General features: G+C 45.2%; 17 protein-coding genes. 1 reads left to right on the top strand and 16 read right to left on the bottom strand.

The features are described 5' to 3' along the window. The 15 genes from ACUVJL_RS08410 to grxC form a co-directional block, all read right to left on the bottom strand. The coding region (locus ACUVJL_RS08410) for a GAF domain-containing protein (RefSeq protein ID WP_445245428.1) at positions 1-742 on the bottom strand (742 nt) is incomplete at its 3' end. 171 nt (positions 743-913) lie between these two features. After that, positions 914-2,341 (bottom strand): hypothetical protein, encoded by a 1,428-nt coding sequence (locus tag ACUVJL_RS08405; protein WP_445245427.1) that lies wholly within the window; start codon positions 2,339-2,341, stop codon positions 914-916. Continuing rightward, positions 2,332-4,734 carry an ATP-binding protein gene (locus ACUVJL_RS08400; protein WP_445245426.1) on the bottom strand — a complete coding sequence of 801 codons (2,403 nt, stop codon included), beginning with the start codon at positions 4,732-4,734 and terminating at the stop codon, positions 2,332-2,334. The genes ACUVJL_RS08405 and ACUVJL_RS08400 overlap by 10 nt, the downstream gene beginning before the upstream one ends. Positions 4,735-4,771: 37 nt before the next feature. Next, positions 4,772-5,782 carry a methyltransferase gene (locus ACUVJL_RS08395; protein ID WP_445245425.1) on the bottom strand — a complete coding sequence of 337 codons (1,011 nt, stop codon included), beginning with the start codon at positions 5,780-5,782 and terminating at the stop codon, positions 4,772-4,774. Between the two features lie 124 nt (positions 5,783-5,906). Continuing rightward, a complete protein-coding gene (locus ACUVJL_RS08390) occupies positions 5,907-7,001 on the bottom strand; it encodes an amidohydrolase family protein (RefSeq protein ID WP_445245424.1) in 1,095 nt (364 codons plus the stop codon). An 18-nt stretch (positions 7,002-7,019) separates the two neighbouring features. Next, positions 7,020-9,281 carry a TOMM precursor leader peptide-binding protein gene (locus tag ACUVJL_RS08385; protein ID WP_445245423.1) on the bottom strand — a complete coding sequence of 754 codons (2,262 nt, stop codon included), beginning with the start codon at positions 9,279-9,281 and terminating at the stop codon, positions 7,020-7,022. Between the two features lie 91 nt (positions 9,282-9,372). Further along, positions 9,373-10,023, bottom strand: coding sequence for a hypothetical protein (locus tag ACUVJL_RS08380; protein WP_445245422.1), 651 nt, complete (start codon positions 10,021-10,023; stop codon positions 9,373-9,375). A 90-nt stretch (positions 10,024-10,113) separates the two neighbouring features. Continuing rightward, positions 10,114-11,631: a hypothetical protein gene (locus ACUVJL_RS08375; protein ID WP_445245421.1), complete on the bottom strand. Its 1,518-nt coding sequence runs from the start codon at positions 11,629-11,631 to the stop codon at positions 10,114-10,116. A 239-nt stretch (positions 11,632-11,870) separates the two neighbouring features. Then, the gene (locus ACUVJL_RS08370; RefSeq protein ID WP_445245420.1) at positions 11,871-12,494 is read right to left on the bottom strand and encodes an AAA-like domain-containing protein; all 624 of its coding nucleotides are present in this window, start codon (positions 12,492-12,494) and stop codon (positions 11,871-11,873) included. Between the two features lie 521 nt (positions 12,495-13,015). Next, the gene (locus ACUVJL_RS08365) at positions 13,016-15,517 is read right to left on the bottom strand and encodes a glycosyltransferase family 2 protein (RefSeq protein WP_445245419.1); all 2,502 of its coding nucleotides are present in this window, start codon (positions 15,515-15,517) and stop codon (positions 13,016-13,018) included. A 592-nt stretch (positions 15,518-16,109) separates the two neighbouring features. Next, positions 16,110-16,691 (bottom strand): hypothetical protein, encoded by a 582-nt coding sequence (locus ACUVJL_RS08360; RefSeq protein WP_445245418.1) that lies wholly within the window; start codon positions 16,689-16,691, stop codon positions 16,110-16,112. Between the two features lie 160 nt (positions 16,692-16,851). Beyond that, entirely contained in the window at positions 16,852-18,663 is a 1,812-nt protein-coding gene (locus ACUVJL_RS08355) for a CHAT domain-containing protein (RefSeq protein ID WP_445245417.1), read from the bottom strand. 108 nt (positions 18,664-18,771) lie between these two features. Beyond that, positions 18,772-19,911, bottom strand: coding sequence for a Gfo/Idh/MocA family protein (locus ACUVJL_RS08350; RefSeq protein ID WP_445245416.1), 1,140 nt, complete (start codon positions 19,909-19,911; stop codon positions 18,772-18,774). Positions 19,912-20,126: 215 nt separating this feature from the next. Next, complete coding sequence (gshB, locus tag ACUVJL_RS08345) at positions 20,127-21,086, bottom strand: glutathione synthase (RefSeq protein ID WP_445245415.1); 960 nt, start codon at positions 21,084-21,086, stop codon at positions 20,127-20,129. Positions 21,087-21,153: 67 nt separating this feature from the next. After that, complete coding sequence (gene grxC / locus ACUVJL_RS08340) at positions 21,154-21,417, bottom strand: glutaredoxin 3 (protein ID WP_445245414.1); 264 nt, start codon at positions 21,415-21,417, stop codon at positions 21,154-21,156. Between the two features lie 502 nt (positions 21,418-21,919). On the opposite strand from grxC, the gene ACUVJL_RS08335 reads away from it, so the two are divergent. Next, a complete protein-coding gene (locus tag ACUVJL_RS08335; RefSeq protein WP_445245413.1) occupies positions 21,920-22,204 on the top strand; it encodes a hypothetical protein in 285 nt (94 codons plus the stop codon). A 472-nt stretch (positions 22,205-22,676) separates the two neighbouring features. Here ACUVJL_RS08335 and hflX read toward each other — a convergent pair whose 3' ends face one another. Continuing rightward, positions 22,677-24,272 (bottom strand): GTPase HflX, encoded by a 1,596-nt coding sequence (hflX, locus tag ACUVJL_RS08330; RefSeq protein ID WP_445245412.1) that lies wholly within the window; start codon positions 24,270-24,272, stop codon positions 22,677-22,679.

Here is a 24,272-nt window from a genome sequence, read left to right as displayed (position 1 = left end):
CTTCCTCAGCCGGTTCCATGAATGCAGCAATTTCTAGCCCTGCAATTGACTCTAATTCCTGCTGTTGAGGCAAAATCATTTGTTGCAGGCGGCGGGTTACGTCTAGTTCGGCACTCATGCGAAGGTTTTCTACTTTTAGCCTTTCGTTCAAACCCAATATTTCTGCATTAGCTCTGGCTAATTGTGCAGTGCGATCTTCTACTTTTTGCTCTAAAGTTCGGTTGTAATCTTCTAATTGTTCGTAGAGATTTGCATTTTCAATAGAGATAGCAGCTTGAGCGGCAATGATTTTTAAAGTTTCCACTCTTTCCGAGGTAAATGCGCCGATCGCCAAATTATTTTCTAAGTAGAGAATGCCAGCGAGTTTGCCTTGATTGAGTAAGGGAGTGCAGAGGATCGATTTGGGTTGAGTTGTGGTAATGTAAGAATCGCGAGTAAATTGTCCTTCCTTGGTGGCGTTATTTAATACTACATTTTCGTGGCTGCGAGCGACGTAGTTAACTATGGCGGTTGACAGCAGGGGAATTCCAGTTGCAGGATCAACAGAATCTACGGGAATGGATTGCATAATGGTAATGCGATCGCATTCTAATGCTGCTTCCGCTTCAATCGCCCAATTCCCGCCTTTATCCAGAATCAGAAAACCTTTTTGGGCGCCTGCATTTTCGATCGCAGTTTTCATCACCTGGTTTAATAATTGTTCTAGAACGATTTCACCGGAGACAGCTTGGGATGCTTTCATTACTGCGGCAAAATCCAGTTCTTTACCTGATTTTCCACCGGTTGTTGTAATCGGATTCTTGGTATTTTGCGTATCTGTGGCGGTTGAACCAAGCCACTGGATATATTTTTCATCTAAATCTTCTACTTTGCGTTTTGCTCCCCAAATTTGATAACGTTGGTATGCTTTTTTTTAATAAATTTGGGCAAAATCGTGTTTTTCTTGGGCAAACCAAAACTTGGCGGCTAGTTCGTTGGCGAGTGCTTCATCCTGAATAAACTCGTTTTCTTTAGCCAATTTAATCGATCGATCGTATAAATCGCTCGCTTCATACCACTTACCCGATATTCTGGTCATTTCTGCGGCGACTAAAAGATACTTATCCAGAAAATTTTCCGGGCAATGATTTGCCCAGTTTTTCATTTGCGCTTGGTTAGCCTCGATTTGAGTCCAGTATTCTTGTTGCTCTTCTGGAGAAACAGATGGATGGAGTGCAGCTAAAATCAGGGAATAGTAAAAGTTGTAAGTAGAAGCATAAATAGTGCCGGAAATAAACGCTGATAGTTCCCGCGCCTTGGCTATGGATGCTAGCGCAAGTTGCAACTCACCATATAAATAGAGGACTTGCGCCTTGAAAATGTAATAATAGCAGATTGCGTTTGGGTTTCGGCTAACTTCGTCTTGATTTAGATAGTCGGATTCGTCAATCTCATCGCAGCTAAAATAAAGCTGATCTTGCCTTTCTCCGAGTAGGTTTTGTAAGATTATTTTCTGTCCTAAGGTGCAATCAATAGACCATTGGTTTTTGGTTTTTTGGCAGAAAAGGAGGATGTGAGATGCCTCTTGAGGAAGTAAAGATAGATTTTTACCTTGGTAAATTCCATTTAATAAAGTATGAGTCATGCTAAAGCCAGCATATTGAAGCATACCAGACTGTAACCCAGCCTCAATTGATTGTGCGTTAAGATTTTCAGTTTGCTTGATGTGCTTAACCCATGACAAAGAAAAATTGGCAAGTAAATTAGCTGTTTGACTTATCGAGTATAAATCATCGAATTTTTTACTTAACTGATATCCTAGCAGGGTGAGTTCGTAACTTAACTGATAGTTTCCTAACATTGCGTGTAGCATACCAAATATACCGTAGCTAATTGCAGATTTGGATGTATGACCGTATTCAACGCTCAGAGTGGCAGATTTACTCATTACGACGCCGGAAATTTCGGGAGCGCCTAAGTAGCTTGGAGGGAACATTTTTATCAGTAGCTCTAAGGCAATCTGCTTGATCGGGTCTTCCATTTGTGGATTGTCAATCAGCGAAGCAACTTCTCGTTTTCCTAAAATTTCGCTAAACTTACCTAATTCAGCTTCAAGAGCTTTGTCAAAGTCGCGATCTGGAAAGTCTATCCCCAATTGCGCTAAAGCTGTTCGACAGACTTGAATCGCCTCCCAGTATTTGGCCTGCATGGTAGATAAATCGATTAGCAAATAATAAAATTCTGAGCGTTCTATCACTGATTTAACTCTATTAATAGCCAATTCAATCAGCAATTCTGACTCTTGAAAGTTGCTAGTGAGATATTCAACCTGGGCTAAATTTTTATATAAATCTATAGCCATTTTATAATTATTTTTCCCTTTCCATATATTTCCAGGAAAAATTTATTTGCCGATATAAAATATTCTCTAGCAGCCGTATATGCAGTAGATTCTTTTGCTTTATAACCTGCCTTGAGATTTAATTGACTCAGATGCACTTTTTCTGCCTTGCTAGCAATCAAGTTTTTTCCTTTATTAAGATGATCGACTATAGCAAAAATATTTTCTTCCTGTCCATCTGAAAGTGTACTTGCAAGTAACAGTCTGCCAATTTTAAGATGAACGGTTTGCTTGTGATTGTCATCAATCAAGGCATAGGCGGCTTGCTGGACGCGATCGTGTTGGAACTTATAATTCAGGATAATCAAAGAGGCATCGATGGGATTGTTCAAGGTAGTTTCTAGCGATGAAGTCGGTTGAATCAGCCCGGACTGGATAGCAGGTAGTAAATCTACAAATGTATCTGTCAGGGATTTTTCACAGACTATAGAGAGCGTTTTCAGATCGAACCTATTCCCGATACAGGCAGCCAGAAGCAACGCCTGCTGAGGCGCCTCAGGTATTTTTTTTAATTTGTCTATCAGCAAATCCACAACATTTTCTGTGATACCTAAAGCATTGATTTGCGGGATATCCCAGACCCAACAACGCTGTTGCCAATCAAACTTTAATAAATTTTCTTGATATATAGTTTTGAGAAATTCATTGACGAAGAAAGGATTGCCTGATGTTTTGCGATAAATTAACTCAGCTAGCGGCTCTACCAATTCTATATTGCTGTGAAGAGTATCGGCAATCAATTGAGCGATTTGAGGAGCAGCTAAGGGGGCTAATGTTATCCTATTGAGAATGACTCCCTCTTTTTCTAAACGATTGAGGGTTAAGATTGAAGGGTGGGTGGGGCTAACTTCATTGTCTCGATAAGCAGCAATCAGGAGCAAATATTTCATCTGCTCGTCAGTCAACATTAATTCGATAGACTTTAAACTAGCTGCGTCTGCCCACTGTAAGTCATCCAAAAAAATGACCAGTGGATGTGAGCTTTGGCAAAACACCCGAACAAATTTTTGAAACACTAAGTTAAACCGAATTTGCGCCTCCATCGGCTCCAGTTGTTGAATCGGAGGTTGAGGCCCAACTATTAGTTGTACTTCAGGAATCACGTCAATGATGGCTTGACCGTTAGAGCCAAATGCTGCCAGTAGTTTTTTACGCCATTCTAATAGCTGTGCTTCATCTTCCGCTAAAATTTGCTGTATGAGAGAGCGAAAAGCAGCAGCAATTGCAGAGTAGGGAATATTGCGCTGTAACTGCTCGAATTTACCAGAAATAAAATAGCCTCGCCGAGCTGTAATTGGCTTGTAGAGTTCCTGTACCAGCACAGACTTACCGATGCCAGAATAGCCGGAAACGAGTATCATCTCAACACACTTTCGTGTCTGTTCTTCTGAGCTATTTTCTTCGGGAATTCGTGCAAAGTTTGATAATAATGTCTCAATTTCTCGATCTCTACCGTAAAGTTTCTGCGGTATACTTAACCTGTCAGAAAAATCTTGTTGTGCTAGGGGAAAATCTGCAATTTCTCCGCATATCTGAAACTGTCTGAGGCATTCTTCCAGATCGGCAGCGATGCCAAAGGCACTCTGGTAGCGTTCCTCCGCTGTTTTGGCTAACAATTTCACAATCAGGTTAGAAACAACTTTGGGTATATTGGGATCGAGTTCGTGAGGCGGTAGAGGCTGTTTGGCAAGGTGGCAGTGTACTAATTCCAAAGCATCGCTTGTATCGAAAGGTAAATAACCAGTTAGTATCCGATAAAATGTCGCGCCAAGAGAGTAAAAGTCTGTAGTGTACTCGAGTACCCGATTCATCCTGCCTGTTTGTTCGGGTGACATATAAGCCAGTGTGCCTTCGAGAATATTTGGGTTTTTAATTATGGGATTTTCCCGCGTAAATACTGTAGAAATGCCAAAGTCAATAATTTTCAGGATATCTGTTTTTAAATTCCAAACAATATTGGCAGGATTGATATCCTTGTGGATAACATTAGCAGCATGGATTTCACCTAAAGTCTTCGTTATTTTAATAGCAATAGCCAGAAATTCAGGCAAGCTAAGTTTTCTATATTTCAGGGTAATATCTAATGATTCACCTCCAAAGTCTTCTAAAACTATTGCTAGTGTATTCTGATATTTTTGCAAATCATAAGCTCTAATCACTCCATCTATATTCAGGCAACGAGTAATTTCATACTCTTGCTTATATCTGGTTAGCTCCGCAGGGGTAGGATAATCTTCCTTGAGAACCTTGAGAATAACAGGTTGATTGTCATGGCGGCGATTTGCTCGATAAACTAGCGAATTCGAGCTTTCAAAAATTTGGGCGATAATTTGGTAATTAGAAAAAATTTTCATCCTTAAGATTTCCCTCAACTAAAAATACAAACAAAAATTATGGTTTTTTAGCGCTAATCAGATGATAATAAGTATGGGTTGGTGTTGACTGAAAATCAATAAAGCCTACTGACGATAATATTTCTTCTATTTCCTTTAATGTATACTGCTTACCTTTCTCATACATCAGTAATATGGCTGACAAACAGGCGACTGTGAGCGGCCCATCTTTTGTGTCATGCAAAGGCATTTCATGCAACAACACTTTCCCGCCAGATTTGAGTACATCGAACGCTCGTCGAGCTAACAAATAGCAATGTTCTAAATCCCAATCGTGAAAAACATTGCCAAATAGAACACCGTCTGGTTCTCCAGGCCACGCCTCTTTAAACATATCTCGCGCAACGGTAGTAATCTGTTTTTCTAAGCCATATTTGGCAATGTTTTTTTGTGCAATCTCGCATACAGGCTCAAGATCCATAACCGTGCATTGAATCTGCGAATTAAATGCTGCGATCGCGATCGCCAGCGCTCCCGAACCACCTCCCGCATCAAGAAGATGCGATATTTGAGCGAACACAGGTTGTTTGGCTAAGTTTGCTGCGGTTGGCAGTATTATCATGTGCATCCGATCGATGAAGCTGTGCACCATCTCAATTTTGTGCTGATTCATCGCCACCGCCATCGGCATTGGTGGTTGAGCGCCACCGATTAATTTGATGCGCAGCAGATCCAGATACCATTCATGGGGAGGGCAAAACCCCGTATAGTAAAATGGGCTATCTGGAATCATGTATGTTTTTGCCACCTTTGTCAGGCAAAACCGTCCATTTTTCTGTCTTTCTAGTAATCCAAATGCAGCAAGAACTACCATGAAAGCTTCAGAGATTATAGGTGTAATTCTGAGGTTTTTGGCAGCGTCTTCAATTGTTTGTGGTGATTCGTCTATCAGCTTGAATAGATTGATTTCTTGCGCTAATGTTATTACTGGCCCGATGATTCTAGAGCAACTTAGATCGAACAGTAAACGCTCATCGACTTCTGGAATGGGAAACGGTTCGTTGAACATATTATAGCTAGGGGCTAGGAGAAGAATGGGGTCGAATCAAGGCTTTCAGGAATTAAGCAAAATTGTAGGTTAGGTTGGGTTTCGCTCAACCTAACCTACAATTGTGAGATCGAATAGTAAAGGCTCATGTTGATCTTCGTGCCATTCTACCGAGCCCGTAGAAACGAGCCGGATTTTCCCACAAAATTTTTTCTACAGTTCCCTGGGGCAGTTGCCCCTCAAGAGCAACTACTTGCTCGACAATATCCGATTCGTATTCTCCATGAGGATAATCAGAACCAAAGAGGATGTTATCGGAGCCGATATACTCAATAACTTGAGATAAGTGTGGCTCCGAAGGCTCCATAGAAACAAAACACTGACGGCGGAAATACTCTGAGGGCTTCATCTTCACATTATCGGCCACTTCCGATCGCGAACTCTCGTATTCTCGATCGAGCCGCCACAACCAGTAGGGCAACCACCCGCATCCTGACTCCAAAAAGCCAACTTTGAGTTGGGGATGGCGTTCGAGAACGCCACCTTCAATCAATGTTAGCAGAGCCATCATTTGTTCCATCGGATGGGAACAGGCACGTAAGGCAAAGCGAGTATTAAAGCGATCGGCCCCAGCAGTAGGCAGACGGCTAGGAGTTCCCTCGTGAATGCCAACGGCGATCGCCAACTCCTCACACTTCGTCCAAAATGGCTCGTAGGCGCGATCGCTCAGGATGCGTCCCTTGACAGGGTTGGGACGCAAAAAGACTGCTTTCCAGCCAAAATTAACGATGCGGAGCAATTCTGGCACCATCTCTTCTGGATCGTGAAGATTAATGCTGCCCACACCTTTGAGTATTTGGGGATTAAAACTACAAAAATCTCGCAGCCAATTATTATAAGCTCGCACAAAAGCACCCACCAGTTGAGGTGCCATAGTGTTTACCGCAGTGATAAACAGCAGGGATGTGGGATAAATAAATGCCACATCAACCCCCATCTCCATCATCGCTTGCACCTGAATTTGCGGGTCAGCACCAGCCAGGGGCTCGACTTCCAAAAACGGTTTGGCCCATTGACGTAGATATTGCTCGGAGAACTTATTGATAATTGGTTCTCCTTGAATTTTCAAGTCTGGCGAAGGAGCAAAGTGCTTGAAAGCTGGTTCTAGATATTCTTCCCAAATGCTGTGGGGTTCGTAAACGTGAGCGTCGGCATCGATAATTTTATAGTTTTTAAACATCTTTTGGGTAAGGGGAAATTATAACCACATTGGAATTGGATTGAGATTATCTTCAGATAGTGGTTCGTTTAACCACCCCATTTGTACGGGTACATCATAGAGTCGTCCTGCTGCTGAGCGTTTCCAAAAGTGGCGCATTCCAGGCACAATTACCTTGACGACCTTCAACCCAATATCAGGACGAGTTTGGTCCAGGACTAACATTTCCATTCCCTTTTGTGCTACGATTTGTTGACAGCGCTTGATGTCTTCTAGTAGGTCGTCACTCGAGTTTTGAGCGTAATCGGCATAAACTTTAGCGCTACTACTTTTGTCGGGAACTAAATAGGGCTGATTCTGTAGCGTTGCAGTTTGCCACCAGTTTAATGCTAAGGGTTCCGCTGAGGAGGCGTACTGGGTTTTACCCTCGGCGTTAGTTGGTAAGACAACACCCAAAATTTGATTGATTTCCGTCAGCGCTCTACTAACAGCAATTTTAGCATCGAAATGAGAACCAAATCCTAAAAGAATATCTTCTGAGTCGCGATCGCCACATCGACTAACGGCAACAAAGGTGGGAATATTTAAATCGCTGGTAAGATCCAAAACCCACAGATCCCGATGGATGGACTGGTAAGACTCTTGCAGATAGCGAAAATAAGGTTCATCAAAACTCTCCAAATCCACCTCTGGTCTTTGAATTCGGTTGTACCACCACAGCGCCACGCTATCTCGTTCGACCAATTCCATAAAACCTTGGAGGATCGCCTCTTCCAGGGTATTACCCGCTGCACACCCGTTAGTATCTGCCCAACAGTCAGGTTTTTCTGGTTTGGGATAGCCAAAGTAACAGTAAGCAGTGGGGAGATACTTGAATTCCTGCTGAGTCAAAGACCAAACAGCCGTCCAGTCGATCGCCTTGGTTTCATCAAATGGTTCGGGGACTCTTTGAAAAAGGCTCTGACAACTGGCATTCCACTTGTGGCGATCGCTATATTGGGATTGGCTGAAATTCATACAAGCGTTGGGATGAATGGCGCGATCGCCGAGTTGCTGGTAGCTACTTTTAATTCTGATTTCATCTCCCTGGAAAACGCCAGAATATCTCTCTATAGCTTCTCCAAAACCGCTAACTCGCGCCTGAATATCCGTTCTTCCCTTTCCTCCACTTCTACCGCCAATGTTTTGAGCCAATGCTCTCAAGTCATCAAACATGGAGATAAAATGATGTTTGGCTACATAATTATGAAAACCATCTAGGCGATCGGGTAACTTTTGTAATTCTCGAATCACGCCTGTAATGGGACTAATGTGATGCTGATATTTGCTGAGAGTGGCTTCAGGGGAACTGCAACGGTGTCCGCCTTCAGCAGTAAATGTTTTTTTACGGCTACCGAGAATTAATGGCAGTGGTTTTGCACTGTTCTGGGTTTTGCTCAATCCACAGATTGGGCATTGAGGACGCTTGGTGAGAATATGGCTTTGAGTCTCTAGAGTCAAAGTATCGTGAGTAATTAATACGCCTTGCAATCGTTTATTTTCCCGATTCTGCACGATCCATTTTAAGACTTCAATAGCTGTCATCCCCAAAGCCGTTTGCAAGACACCAGGTATTTTCGCTAGGGGTGGCGTCAGTGGTGCTGTATCGTTCGTGCGTCTCTTAAGATACCCTTCAATGGGTCGATTGTATCGCAAGCGTTGCGCCAAACACTCCCAACAGCCAGTTTTTTTGGGAGAAAACAGCGGGCCCAGCCAGATAATTGTGCCAATGGGCTTGACAAGTAACCAGGGACGCGATTGTTGTAAGGCAAGCTGATTGAGCGCGGCTAGATCGAGTTGCAGGTAATCATCGCACAGAACGACTTCCAAATCGGCATCTTCGCTGACCTGGATTTGGTGCGATTCGAGAGTTTGAATCAATTCAGCAGCGTCCATAGAACCGATCGCCCTCACTGCGACTTTGGTTGTCTGTAAGCGATCGCGAGCATCTGCCAAGCTAATATTCAGTTGGTGGCAAAAAATCTGTAACGATGGTGACAGAAACTCATCACCGTTGCTCAGATAACCCTGATTTTTTAACTGATTTAGGCCATAGTAGATATAAGATGCCGGCAGGCGATCGTGCAATTGATTGACAATTTCATCAATGCTATGATTGCCATCCAACAACGGAGCTAATTGGGCGTAGATAGGGTCGCTCAGTAGAGCCGCATTCCTTTCAGACAAAAGGAAAACTCCTTCTGTTCTTTCTGTTTCGAGGCGAAAGCAATTCTTAAATTTTGGCTGGTAATCGCGATACATTCTGTAAGCAAATTTATTGTATTAATTTAAGTATTTCTTTGTACGTTGTTGCGCTTTAGCGCTAAAGTGCAACAACGTACCTAACCAGACCTTAGCAATTGCAGGTGGGAATATAAGGATTAGGAGGTGTATAATTCCCATCTCCCTTGCCCTGACTCCAATCGCGCAGCTCGGATGCTGTCAAAACCGATGGACTGAGTGCGGGGCGCGGTGGATAAGCGAGTACCAACACAAACTTATCCTTGATGTTACCATTCTCCTCAATGTAACCACCCAACCAGCCATTAAATCGCTCGAGAGTTATCGCCCACAAAAAATTTTGAGTAAACTCTTTCTCAAAAACATAGTCATCTTTCCCAGTGAGCTGCTTGTAAAGAGCGGGCAATGTTAGGCCACTCTCTGATATATCTCCATTCAAATATTGAGACAGAGTATCGCTCCCTATCAATATTTGATCGATAAACGTACCCGGAGAGTAATGCTCAGTAATGCAGGAACGGGCTAGATCTTTGACTGCCTCAATAAACGCTTTCCGGAGACTTTCCTGCTCGGCGCTAGGCTTTTCTTGTTCCTCATAATCATCAGGCTCAAGCCAAGACCAAGCCACTAATCGCGACCATTGACCGACTAATTGCCGTGTTTTCTGAGTTGCTTCAGACCCCATTTTTTCCTTCAGCCGCTTTTCAGCATCCGTTTCCTGATAGACACCGAGTAAGCTGGGAATTGTATTGAATTCAGACATGACTATCTTCTCCTTTTGATGGTATTTAGAAAGATGATGTTACGGTCGATATAATTCAGGACAATTTGTACATTATCGAGTTATAGAATTTTATTCTACCTCCTTTGATAAATTATTGCTGGAACTTTTAGCACGTTTCAAGAGAAAACTAAAATCAGACATGACTTTTTGAGAATTATCCCTAGAACTTGGTAGAATTGCCACTACGTGGCAGCCACCACAGGAATCACCGTTAACCTGGGTTTGCGAATAAGCCTCCATAGATACATTGAATAGCGCTCCTGGTTGCAATTGTTGAAGTCTAATATTTGAGATTAAACTATCTCTTGGTAAAAGTGGAGTCTGAGTAACAATACTGGGATTTTGCAGCCATTGAGTTCCTACAAGTTGATAGTATTGCCATACAGAATCAGGAGTCACTTTTTTAAATGCTTCCTGCCAATTTTTGTTCTGTTGTTTGAGAGATTCCTTTACTGTAGAAGTGAGGTTACTGTCTCTGCAATTGCGCTGTTCGGACAGTCGTACAACCTGGGTAGGAATTTGCTGCTGTATTTGCCCATCCTGGGATTTCGTCACCGCATGGGGAGCTCGATCGCGCCAAAGAAAAGGCCATTCTACGTATGGATAGTTAGGTAGGCAATTCCCCTTATTTGGAGCGTTTGGATCGCAATCTGGGTTGGATAGGGTTGGTTTCAATCCTGGAGGCCCATTATCCACTTTCAGATTATCCACCTGTTCAAAGGTAGCCCAAACCCATCCAGGAGTTGAGTACCCAGGAGTTAAGATTTGCTGTTGAGGTATTTTATAGGCAATATGGAAGCCGATCAGGCCCACTTCAACTTCCTCAAGAACAGGATCGCCAGTAATACAATTACCGGTAGTGCAAACATATTGTTTTGCGGGGATAGCTAATACCCGTTTCGTGGTATAGTACCGAGCTTTTTCCTCGGCGCTAGAGTTTTCATCAAAAACCCGCCAAGCTGCCTTAATTTCTATGGGTGCGTCAGTTGAACTGGTGGATTCAAACTGAAACCTGTTATTGTCATTGTACTCAGCTAATGTATCAGCATCGTACCATTTGTTATCTAGTATTTGCTGAAATTCATTTGGATTCAAACGAGTTTCAATTACTATGTAGTTCCCTTGTTGATCGACAATAGGAATGCTGTTAAGTAACAAATTTTCTTCTTCATGACTAACAGGAATTTTGTCCGGACATTCATCACTATCAATAACTTTTTTGATCCAATTGCGGCTTTTTTGTAAATTATCTTGTGCCAAGTTAAAATCTTTTCTTGAACACGCTCCTTGCCCCTCGATTAGGTCTAAGTTTAAGGTTCTGGTAAAAAATTTGGATATATTTAGCGGCTTTTCACCATTAGCAAGAAACACTTCTTCAGGAGTTCTATAAAACTCCCATACCCGTGGAGCGGACGGTGCTTGACCCAAGGCACTTTCTTCTAATGGTTTGCCATCATTAGCAGGCCAATTCAAAGTTACAAATGTTTTCCAAGCAACGTCGGCAAAACCAAAAGCATCATTAAAAATAACCTTTTCTGGTGGCTGTTTGAAGTTTTCCAGGGTTATTTCTGGGGGGTTATACCTCATATCTAATACTGCCTCTGCACTATAGGAGAATAAAAACCATGAAAAACCCGAAATAATCTGTTCTGCATTGAAACGATACTATCACATTGAGCAAGATGCTCACAATACAGAGGTTTCACGATTTCGGAATAGGTAATTTAGATGCTGAACAGCTTAATCGTTACTAGGAACACTAAACTCAGTAACTGAATAATTTTCATAGCTCTCTTTTGATTACCCTGACAACTTCTGAATCCGAATCAACTGCTACTAAAACGATCGCCAAAATACTGCCTATACAACTCGCAACTTACCGTCGCCAGATTGGCTTGTAAATTTACCAACCCCATACTTTCCAACTTAAATACCTCCACTAAATCCAACTCCACAGGTGTGTTGCTTTTTACAACTCCCACGAATGCTGCCAGCAACTCTGGCTGCTGTTGTAGGTTCCACAGTTGTCGTTTTAGGCGATCGCCATAAATTCCGGCAGAAATGGGAGAGTTTTGCAACACTTGGTCTAGAGTGACATCCCCACGCCCGATATGATAAATAGCTAGCCGTACTAAATAGGGATTCCCGTTTACAAAACCCGTCAGTTGCTGGGCATCTTCCCCTGACCAATCCTGCCCTTGCCGTTTCGCCCAATCCTGGACTTGGTGGCTGTTAAAGGGCCGTAACCCCAGATTAAACGGCGATTTATTTGCGCTCAGCGGGATATACAGCTTAGTGGACTGTATCACGACTAACCGCAGTTTTCGCCAAATTTCCCTATTTTTTTTTGCTTCCTCGTGCGAAGTTCGCAAAACTCCGCAAAAGTCGATCGCCTGGTTGGGATAGAGAAATAAGCGATCGATATCGTCTAAAGCTAAGTAGTCAAGCAAAATTTATTATATATTTTTTTTCGCCCAAGTCTCGAAAGATATTTGACGCTACCTCAACTAAATTATCCCAACTTTCATAGGCCTCTATTTCCAGCCAATGATATTTAATAAACCGCATTTAATACACTGCGCCCTTTGCCTTACTTGATGATATTTACTTTGTTTATAAATCCTTTCCAGTATTTTGATAGTCTCCAGGCTTAACCCTCTAATATCATGTCCGATCGATTGACCATAATATCCCGGTCGGGCGGGTTTTTGAGATAGTCAATTATTGGCAGATATGGGCAGGTTTACCCGCCCCTACCTGATGAAGGGTAATCGACCGGATATGATATAATAAAACGGATACTTACACCTGTATCTTTTTATCCTGTTTGACGAGTTAATATTTTATGATAAAGTGTATAAATATTTTTGCACGATTACTTAAAAGATATGAGGTAAGGCGAGCTAAAAATCCATCAGCCTTGATCTGCTAATCTCTGCGGTGAAAAATTCCCAACTCGGGGAAATTCGCTCTAAAGTTGCGAAACTGCGATCGGTCTAACTTGTCTGTGTCTCTCAAAAACAGCCCTCGGTTTCAAAGCAATTCTCAACAACAGCCACAGCGATCGCCATTCTCCGGGAGTTTCCTGCCGCTTCCACTGGCCCGGGCGACAGTACAGCATTTCGATCAAACAGCGGTGCTGGCTAATGTTCAGGCGATCGAACACAATTCGCACAGTGGGAAATTCCGCCAAACTGCACCCGGCTGCATCCCGAAAACTCGACTCCAACTGAGATTTATCGCTCACCAACTTAATCTTAGCCACAGGAATAAAACATTTCTCTTCCATAATTTCCAGAGTCGCCGAATTGCAATCAATCAAACCTTTGGCTAAACGACCCTCAGTGCCCAACTCAAGAACAGACGGCGCTATCGATTTCCTCGCTTTGACTGCCTCTCTGGGAGAAATAGCTTTTATTTTACCCTGCGATAAACTTGTCTGAACGGCATATTTTGGCAAAATCTCTGCGACGGTAAAACTCTCTTTACTGCCTTTATTTTTCACCGCAAAACTTGGCCACTGTGTCAGAGCAACTTCAGCGCCACTTTCGGAAATTACAGTAGTTATACCCCAAAAACTTTGACCGCCAATATTCAGTTGTACAACTCTGCGTAAATTGAACCATTCGTAAATGTCCGGCTTAGGAATATCCACCAAAATTAGTAGTGCAATCCCCAGCATCAGCAGGTTATAAGCGCTCCAAATCCATCCCAAACTTATACCTTTTAACAAATCTGCACTTTCTGATATTACCTGTAAGCTGCCAACTTTTTTAACTAAATGAATGTTTACATTCTGCCACAAACTGAAGGCTGTAGCTGCGAACAAGACAATCAGAGGCCATCCCAACTTCCAGTTAAAACGAAAGCGATCGCTCGCAATTCCTTTCGGCGTCACTTGAAACCTTTTCTCAAAGGGATTCAGCATGGCACTCACCACCGTCACCGCTAAAGGTATACACTGGACAAATGAATAAACATCGGAAAGCAAAGCCGATCGCGATCGGCGGTTCAGCCAAGAAAACACAGTAACTTGCACCAAATAGTAAGGCAGGAAAAAGTACAGCAATTCCTGTGCACTTGCCCGCAAAGGAAGTACGCCGAGAAACGAATAAGCTAAAGGCATCAACAGAAACAAAACCCTGGTTAAACTGGTAAACCAGTGCAGCAATCCTTCGAGGTGACACAGCCTTTGTACTAATCTGAGGCCGCGAATCGTTAAAGGATTGGAATCAATAAAAAATGCCTGAAGCGTGCCTCGCGCCCAGCGCAACCTTTGAGTTAGATGAGCCTCTATATTTTCAGCGGCCAAACCAGCACTCAATTTTTCATCTAAATAAACTAAGCGATACCCGGTTGCTGACAGCCGAATTCCGGTAAAATAATCTTCGCAGATTGAATCTGTGACGAAGCCTCCCGCTGTTTCTAAAGCACTGCGCCTAACTACAAAAGATGTACCGCAACAAATCACGCTGTCGGCGCTGTCTTTGATCATTTCAATTTGCCGGTAAAAGACTTCTTCTTCCGGCGCGAGTACATTTTCTAAACCTAAATTGCGGGCGATGGGGTCGTGGTTGTAAAAGCTTTGCGGTGTTTGAACGAGGGCGATTTCGAGATTTTTAAAAAATCCCACTGTTCTGGTTAAAAAGTTTTTAGTAGGAATAAAATCGGCATCGAAAACTACAATTAGTTCTCCATTAGTTAGGGCTGTGGCGTGATTGATGTTTCCAGCTTTGGCGTGAATATTATCGGGTCTGGTTATATACTCGCATCCCAGTTCTTTTGCCAGCAATTTGATTTCAGGGCGCTTGGTATCGTCGAGCAAATATACTTTTTTGTTGGCATAATCTAAAGCTTGACAGCCGATGACAGTGCGCCGTAAAATAAAAGCGGGTTCGTTGTAAGTTGGGATAAAAATATCGACGGGCGGGGCAAAGTTTCCAGATTCAACTGCAACTGCCATGCGATCGGCTTCTCGACGCCGGTCTTTCACTCTCAGCATTAAATACAGTTGAATGCTGCTGGTGAACACCATTAACATTTCTAGGAAAAACAGCCCTAAACTAAAGATACCGTTGAGGGGGTCGCTTAAATTGAGAGTAGCGAGCGATCGCCACAAAACGTACCGAATGGTTAAAGCTAGAACTATTGCAACTATGACAGCGCGCGATCGTTTATGCGGTTGAGGCGAAATTTTAATTGCAGCTAAAGCAACTGAGACAAGCAGGACAGTCGGCACTAACAAATACATCTTGCTCGTAGCAGGCACTTGCAGCCACACAGGCGGGTTTTGCTGCCAAGAGTTGATTGTGGCAAAAATACCGCTGACTAGACCTTCACCTCCAAACCATGCCCCGGCGATCGCACCTGCGAAAGCAACCGCCCCCAACACCACTAGCGTTGCCGCCGGCACCCGCGAAATCCGCAAAAAGCGGCGTTTTAACTCTTGAAGGTCAAATCTTGAAGTTGTCATAAAATGTGAAATTCCCGATCGTACCTGCAACAGTCAGGGTTTCCTGCTGTCGGCTTTTTAATCCAGTTGAAAATTCCGACATACCCCCATTAACACTACATTTACATTCTTTAACATTTTGACAATTGTATGATAATTCATCTTGCTTCCTGCTGCCAAACCGCTGAGCCTGTCCAATCCCGGCAAGGTATAGCAGATGTTGAAGGAAGAAGGAAGAAGGCTTGAGTTATTGAGGAGAGAGGGAAGAAGCAATAGATTTATTGCATAAATCTTTGATGGATAGGGAAACCGCAGATGCAACGTAGATGCAACGCAGAGGCATTTCAACCCTTGAGAGCGAATGTATGCAATCTTGTCTAATATAACAACTCATATTTGTGCAATTAAGAACGTCCTCACCGTCGGGCGCGGTTGGCATCGTTCAACAACAAATTATTGTGTCAAAAATCAAATAGGATTGCTAGATCAAACTATAGCAATCCATATACGTTAATAATTAGACGAACTTCACATCTAACTAAAGGTAGATATATTTTATTTTAATTAAAAACTTTTACCGCGATCGCAGTACAAAAAGCCAGTCATCAAACAACTAATCAGAGATTGGTAATTGCGAGATTGCATAGCGGGCGACAGCCAAACTAACTCTCGCCTGTTCTATTTCCGACAATTGGGCCCAAGGTCTTCTAGTCGCCATGACCAATTGGGCCCCTTCCGAATCAACCTCTCGCATTGCATAAGCCAAAGGACGCGCCAACACCTGCAAATCTTCCTCAGCCCACTGAGGCAAAATATCTAACACGCACTCTACCATTTGGTCAGCTAAAGATTGATACTTAACAGTTGCGTTTTGAACGCTTTGAGCGATGCGGACCAGAAAATCTTGAGGAACGCGAGCAAATTTCTCACGCAAAGACTTTTGCAGAGCAGTCGTCAGCCAAACTTGTTCTAATTGCGCGAATAGAACTTGCGACTTCTGGGCAATATCGCTGTCGCTGAAGGAATCAGAAAGTGCAAATTCCTCCTCTAGCGCAGTGAAATAAGATTCTGATTCAAGCTGTGCGGGATTCCAGGGATAAGCAACATCAGTCTGAACAATTGTGGCGAGAAGTTCCATCTGGGCCTGAGTTTGCGAGTCGCGAAAATATTGAGAATCAGGAGATTGGGTAGCCATGATGTAATACCTAAGTGGGAAAAAGAAAATACAGAACCGGGACGAAAGCAAAACGCCAGTTGCGAGTTGTGAATAACTCTTTTAACTTCAGACTTTCGACTCAACGCCCAGAACTTTGCTGTCCCGATCGCCGATTGCCTTCATTAGCTACACCCGCACCTTAATTCGTTCCGCAATCAGTCTCACTGTAGCCCGAAGTTTTGGGAACCTCAATAGTGAACTCAAAAATCTGACCTTGAGAACTGCCAAATTTTAGCTGAGTGCCCGATTGCAGCAGCAATTCTTGGTGGTGAACTCTCTGCCATCCCGACTGCCCCAAAACTAGAGTCCCATAACGAGAAAAATCGCGCAGGAAGTAGCTAGGTTCGCCCTGGCTATCTCCGATACTGTTGCGGCAGAAAATCTCGGCGTGTTTTTGAGAAACCCACTGTTCTCGAATCACTACGTCGTTTTCTTCCCAGCGTCCGACTCGAACCATACCAGCGCGAATCGGCCAAACCTGATTGGTCGATTCGGTGGATTTGACATTGGGTCGATCGCGCGCCCGCAAGTAAGCACAAGACGGCAAGCGTCCCAGCCAAGTAGAAGAATTTAAAGGTAATTCTGTTTTGAGGTCATCTACCGGCTCAGTTAGTTGACCGTCAAACTCAGGGTGCATATACAGCACCGGCAGCGTCCAAGCCGGTTGATTGAACTTGTAGAGGGTTAGTAGCTGCTGTCTGGCGACGGCGACGGCCCGATCAATTGACATCCGGCTGGCCAAAGCTTGAGCAAAACTTTGGATAAAACTCAGGGCCTCGCGATCGGCGATCGAGTCCCGCATCCCCAACACCGCGGGCACCCCGTGATGGATCAGTACCTCAGCCAAACTGCTGCGGGCGATCGCCTGTTGCTGGCCGTTTGTTGAGAGCAACCTCTCCACCGCCGGCTGAGCTCCCCAGCAGGCATTAAACACCGCCAGAGTCACGCGGCACCGAACTAAAACCTGAGCCAGTTCAGTGCCATTAATCGCGGTGTCCGGCCCCAAAAACAGCAAGCCGCCGTCGGGGCCCGGTATCCCGTGGCCGGCGTAAAACAGAATGTTGTAAGCTTGCGTTTCCAGCCGAGAAATTAGTTCCGCTGCAGTAGGTTCGATCAGAGTATCTACGCGAGTCGGAACGCTGATGTCAGAATATTTGCCGCTGTCGTCGGTTTGAAAAGCGGTTTCGAGAACGCCAGCTAGGGCTAGTGCTTCTTCTCCCAACTGCAAATGACCGTTATTGCTGCTGGAAAATTGAGAATTAGCACCGCGGCCGGGTTCTGCTTGTCCCAAAACTAGCAAAATGTTGAGCGACTCTGCAGGCTGCAGAGGTGGCAAAGGTTCAACATTGCTGGTAGTGCGACTGAAAAGCAGTTGCTGCGACAGAGAAATTGCCGGTTGACCGGCTTGAGGCTGCATAATTTCCCAAGGTAAAGCAATTAAATACGGTTCGCGCAAGTCTATGCGGACTCGCAGGGGTAGATTTTGCCCGATCGCGATACCTTTACTTTCCTGGAGACTACCCTGAATCGGCCCTTCAAACAGCCACTGCCAAAGATTAATCCCCAAATGCTGCATCAGGCGACTGCTGTAGCTGGCCGGTGGCGGCGGATTCTGCTTCCCCCTGTCCTCCCACCCCCCTTGACCGAGGTGGAGCGGCACAGAGGGCGTCGGTGTTCGTTGTTCAGTTTCTGCCAGTATATTCTGGTTGTTTTCCGGCGAGACGAAACTGCCATCTGGATTTAGGGGCAATTCGTGAATTGTCCCGGAGGGCGAAAACATTTCCTGCCAAGCTTTCCATGATTGGGATAGGGTATGTGGCCACATACAGTCGTGGTGAACGTACCCGCTGGGATAGGGAGCTTGTAGAACCCAAGTGGCAAAATGGTTTGCCCCAGCGGTTCTCAGGCGAGCGATCGCTATACTGAGGCAAGGACTTTGAGGGCGCGCCATTCACAACTACCGACTCTGGATATAGGGTTGGATTGAGTTTATCTATTCGTAGTTTATCGGGTTTAGGGTGCGATCGAGTGCGAGAGATTGCTTTGTGAGTTTTTACTTTTACCTGCCGCCCAAAAACTTATCTAAATTCGGTACATCAACCCAAGTTCCCGTAGCATTCGACTCCTGGGTCAAATCCATCAACAACTGCGAGTAAACCCCTTCTCTGAGCGACGGTATCAACGATGTACCTGCATCTATCGCTTCTACCCACCTATCTACTACTCGAATAAACGGTGCAATCCTCCCGTCTGGATAAACTTGAGGAAACTCCAATCTTTGAGGAATTTTTATTTCAGCTAAAGGTTCTCCACCTTGGGAACCCCACAAGCGAAATCCGTGGACGTAATCTTGCTGGTTGTCGCTTCCCAACACCAACGTACCCTTACTCCCGTATATTTCCACCCAGTGTCCCCGCCCTTGATAAGTAACAGAACTCAAACAAACTTGACAAGGCGTTCCCTCGGCTAATTCCAACATCAACGTGCAAGAATCATCGGCATCAACTAATTTTAAATTTCCCGAATCATTCGGATCTGGGCGCGCCGAAATTCCTGTTATCAATTGCCCAGAAAGCCTCTGCGGCGCGCCGAACAGCCAGCTAATATAATCAAAAACGTGAGAACCTGTCGCGCCCAAAACTCCGCCGCCTCGCTCTTTTTGCGCGTACCAATTCCAAGGGCGAGTAGCATCAGCACGGCTCGACACCAGCCAATCAACCTTAATTAAACGCTTTTCTCCCACATATCCTGCTGCCAATAATTCTGCTAGCATTTGCCATGCGGGGATGAAGCGAAACTCAAAGTCCATTGTGGCAATTGCTGTGGCACCAACCTGTTTTAAATCGGTTTGATATTCGTTGTTTGCCAATCGGTAAAGTTCCCTGGCTTCATTTGCTGTCAGGGCTGTGGGTTTTTCTAATAATAAATGCTTGCCTGCTGCCAAGACAGTTTTTGCCATTTCAAAATGCAAAAATGGCGGCGTGGAAATGCTGGCGCCTGCTACTTCGGGGATGGCTACTATATCGGCGATCGAGTCGCAAGCGTAGGGGATATTGTGGCTAGAGGCGATCGCCTTTGCTTTGTCTAAATTCCGGTGGTAAACAGCCACCACCTCTGTCCGGTGATGTGCCTGGAATCCGGGAAGGTGCACTTTTTGACCGAAACCTGTACCGACTACTGCCACGCCAATTTTTGACATAATTTAATAATGGGGAATTGTTAACTGTTGACTGTTGACTGTTGGCTGTTGACTGTTGGCTGTTGGCAGTTGTCCGTTGGCAGTTGTCCGTTGGCAGTTGTTATTTGTTAGCTGCGACCAGTAACTGATGACCAATAACTAATAACTAATAACGACTAATCTATGACTAATAACTCATAACTAATAACTACTGACTACTGACTACTGACTACTGACTACTGACTAACCACCCATTCAATTACTTGTTTGCCCAAACTAACCCCGTCAAATAAATCAATTTCTCTAATCCCTGTAGGGCTGGTGACATTAACTTCCGTGAGATAACCGCCAATGATATCAATGCCAACAAAGTACAGCCCGTCCCGTTGCAGAACTGGTTCTAACTGAGTGCAAATTTGCACTTCGCGATCGGTAATTTCTGTTTTTGCGACTCGGCCGCCGACGGCCATGTTGCCGCGAAATTCATTGCCGGTGGGAATACGGTTGATAGCACCGATGGGCTTGCCATCCAACAGTATAATCCGCTTGTCTCCCTCTTTTGCTTCCGGCAGATAAGTCTGAACCATGACTGGAATTTGCCCTTGTTGAGTGCTAATTTCGACCAGGGAGTTGAGATTGCGATCGCCCGGTTCCAAAAACAAAATCCCCTCGCCAGCTTTGCCGCCCAAGGGTTTAAGAACTGCCGCTCCTTTTTTCTCAACAAATTGCCGAATTACCTGCTTGTTTTGAGAAACAATTGTCTCGGGGATCGCTCCCTCAAATTGCAAAGCATACATCTTTTCATTCGCCGCCCGCAATCCTTTGGGACTGTTAACTACCAAAGTTTTAGCCGGATTGATCCCGTCTAGAAGGTAAGTAGCGTAGAGGTAAGGAACGTTGACTGGGGGGTCTGTCCGCATAAATACTGCGTCCATTGCTTCGAGAGGCTGCAAAGTAGACTGTTCCACCTCGTACCAAGCCGAAGCCGCCTCCCAGCGTCCATCTACCAGTTTTACTGGGGTGAGTGCTACCCGACTGAGGATTGCCCAGGTTTTCCCGCCGATGACGCTTAATTCGTTGGCTTGAGTCACCCAGACTTCGTGACCCAACTCTTGAGCTGCCTCCATCAGCGCTACGCTGGTATCGTGTCCTGGAATTAGTCGCGCGAGGGGATCGATGATGAATGCAAATTTCATTGTCAGTTAAAATTAAGAATTGGTCGCCGGAAAATTTGGGCTAACTGAAAATTCCACAGGGAATGCCTCATTTTGCTGCTAGCAGCGGATCGAGCATACCTTGAGTATCTAGTTGGTGGATGTCGTCGCAGCCGCCTATGTGTTGGTCGTTAATAAATATCTGGGGCAGGGTGCGACCTCCGTGGGCTCGATCGGTCATTTTATCTCGTGCTGCTTGATCTCCGTCGATCGCGTACTCTGTAAAATCCACCCCTTTTCGCTTCAGCAATGCTTTGGCACGAATGCAAAACGGGCAGGTTCTCCAAGTGTAAATTTCTACTTTAGGGGTCATCGGACGCTCAAACAATAACAATATTTTTTTATTTTAATCTTAACCAATCTTATTTTAATTTTTATATAATTGCAGCCAGCAAGCTGTAAAGTTATTATTTATACAATTTTCTTTGTTTTTATTCCATAAGTAAAAATGCACCCACGCTTCAAGAAACGCAGAGATTTTCAAAACAAGCAGCAAATTTGGTCTGCCTACCGTTGCTGACGAACCTGCTTGTTTCGTTTTCGGCCGGAACAGATGATTCCTGCGCCTGTCACCAGGAGTGCTACCACAGTACCCGGTTCTGGGATAGCTGTTGGTGGCCTCACGCTGAGGTTGGTGTATATGTTTTGAAACCCCCCCGTGGACACCGTTAGTTGATCGGTTGTGGGCTGTGGTACCGGGTCTGCTATTGCTGGTGGTGATTCAATTACCGGCTCTACCGGTACTGGGTCTACTATGACTGGTGATGGTGATTCAACTACCGGCTCTACCGGTACTGGGTCTACTATGACTGGTGATGGTGATTCAACTACCGGCTCTACCGGTACTGGGTCTGCTATTGGTGCTGGTGATTCAACTACCGGCTCTACCGGTAGCGGGTCTGCTATTGGTGATGGTGATGGTGATGGTGATGGTGATGGTGATGGTGATGGTGATGGTTGCCGGCGGTTCATGCAGGCAGGGGAAAAATTTCCTGGCCCGCAGATGTATTGTGCAGCAGCCGGAGGGGCAGCAGCTAGATAGTAAAACGCTGTTGCCATTGTGGCAGAGAGTCCAATTGCTAGTTTTGCCAGTGGCGTAAACATAACTATTTAGTTAAACAGTGGTAAGATCGGAAAATAGAAATAGTCCTAAAGAGTAGCGCTGCACGACGGGCAAGGATTTTAGAGTTCTTACAATAAATTGATGTTGTCTCTCGCGGGCGCCTGTAAAAGATAGTATAGCGCTTGAGGCGATCGCCCAAACACTTTAATCACATTCTTCTTCTCTTTCACCTTGACGTCGCGTACCGTGGTTTGCACTCCCGTAAAGCAACATCTTTTTGCCATCTCTGAACCAACAGCCCTTACAGCTATTAACACAGAGTGTTTTTACCTTAACCGCCGCCTCCTGAAATTAATTCTTTAACCGAGCGAAAAGTCGAGCTACTGTATTGTACTTTGCAATGCACGATTTGACTACTCTTTTATAGTCTCATAGTTCTACGATGTGTGTCCTCAGTATATTTACGTGTATTCCAGAATGTCAACTACTTAAAAGGAATACTTAAGTATTTACCGAGGGTAGAGAGCGTATTGAATGAGCTGAGCTAGTCTGTCGCGGAGAGTTTCCATCCCGAGACCTTTGGCCGCCGAAATAAATACGGCTTGAGGAAACTCTTCTCGGGCGAGGGCGAGAGTCTCTCCATCTACGGCATCGATTTTGTTAAAAGCGACAAGGGCTGGCCCGGGAGTTACGGGCATATCTGTCAAAATATTCATGACCGATCGAATTTGGCTCTGCCACGCGGGATGGGAGAGATCAACAAGGTGCAGCAAAGCATCGGCGTCAGTCACTTCTTCGAGGGTAGCTCGAAAAGCGTCGATCAAGGCGGGGGGGAGTTCGCGAATAAAGCCCACTGTATCTGTGAGGACGATCGACAGCGGTTCGCCCGTGACATCGTTAGGAATGGTCAACCGTCGGGTTGTGGGGTCGAGGGTGGCAAATAACTGGTCGGCGGCATAGACCTCGGAATTTGTGAGCAGGTTGAGCAAAGTCGATTTACCGGCGTTGGTGTAGCCGACGATCGCGACTGAGGGTACCTCGTGATGATGTCGGTTCTGCCGCAGCCGGAAGCGGTGGGCCAGCAATTGATTTACTTCTTGCTGCAATCGAGAAATGCGTTTGGCGATTGTCCGCCGTTCGGTTTCTAGTTTGGTTTCCCCGGGGCCTCTGGTACCGATGCCGCCACCCTGTCTCGACATTGCCTGACCGCGACCTCTGAGCCGGGGCAGGGCGTACTCTAGCTGAGCGAGTTCGACTTGCAATTTACCCTCGCTCGATCGAGCTCTTTGGGCAAAGATGTCGAGAATTACCTCTGTTCGATCGACTACCGGGATACCTATCTGAGTTTCCAAGTTCCGTATTTGTGCGGGGGCCAGGTCGCGATCGAATACCACGAGGTTAGCGCTAACCGTCTGAGCGGCGAGGGAAATTTCCTGAACTTTGCCTTCCCCGACGACTGTCTGCGGATGGGGGCGCGATCGTTTTTGGCGCACTGTTTGCAGTACCTGACCCCCGGCGCTTTCAACCAGCCGCGTGATTTCTGCGAGCCCGTCCTCAAACTCCAACTGAGTCATGTGCTGAGTCATTACACCTACCAACAGCACTTTGTCTTGGTCTGCATCGACCTCCCCCGCGACAAACTCTGCTTCAAACTCTGCTTCGAGTCCTTCCACCAAATCCAGAAAGTCTTGGTCGGCGAGTTCGTCCAAATTCAGCGGTTCTGATATTTTCCAGGGAAAGTGTGGAGTTTGAATCAGTGACTTTGGAATTGAAGACTCTTCTATTTCATCAGTTGCATCTGGTTCTAACTGAGCGCTCAAAACAGAGAACTCAAAATTTGGCTGATCTCCCTGGGGTATCAGGTGAGCGAGATAAGTTTCTTGGATGTAACCAGTCGCACCGCCGCCGCGACGCTGAAATCCTCCGCCGCTCAGTGTCAGCCAAACGAGGGCGTCTAGGCGCTGAATTGCCATTGCTGTGAGAGCTGCTTCGCTTGGGGTTTCTGGCTTCAGGTGGGTGGCGATGCAGCGAATGCCGCTGAGGCGACCTCCCCCGTAGCGGGGCAATTCTAAGGGCGCAATCTGCGTTTGGCGGGGTGTACCCAC

Source organism: Microcoleus sp. OTE_8_concoct_300 (assembly GCF_031383065.1).
Classification (GTDB): Bacteria; Cyanobacteriota; Cyanobacteriia; order Cyanobacteriales; family Microcoleaceae; genus Microcoleus.
The sequence above is the reverse complement of the archived record's forward strand: the minus strand, read 5'-3'. Positions and strand labels throughout refer to the sequence as shown.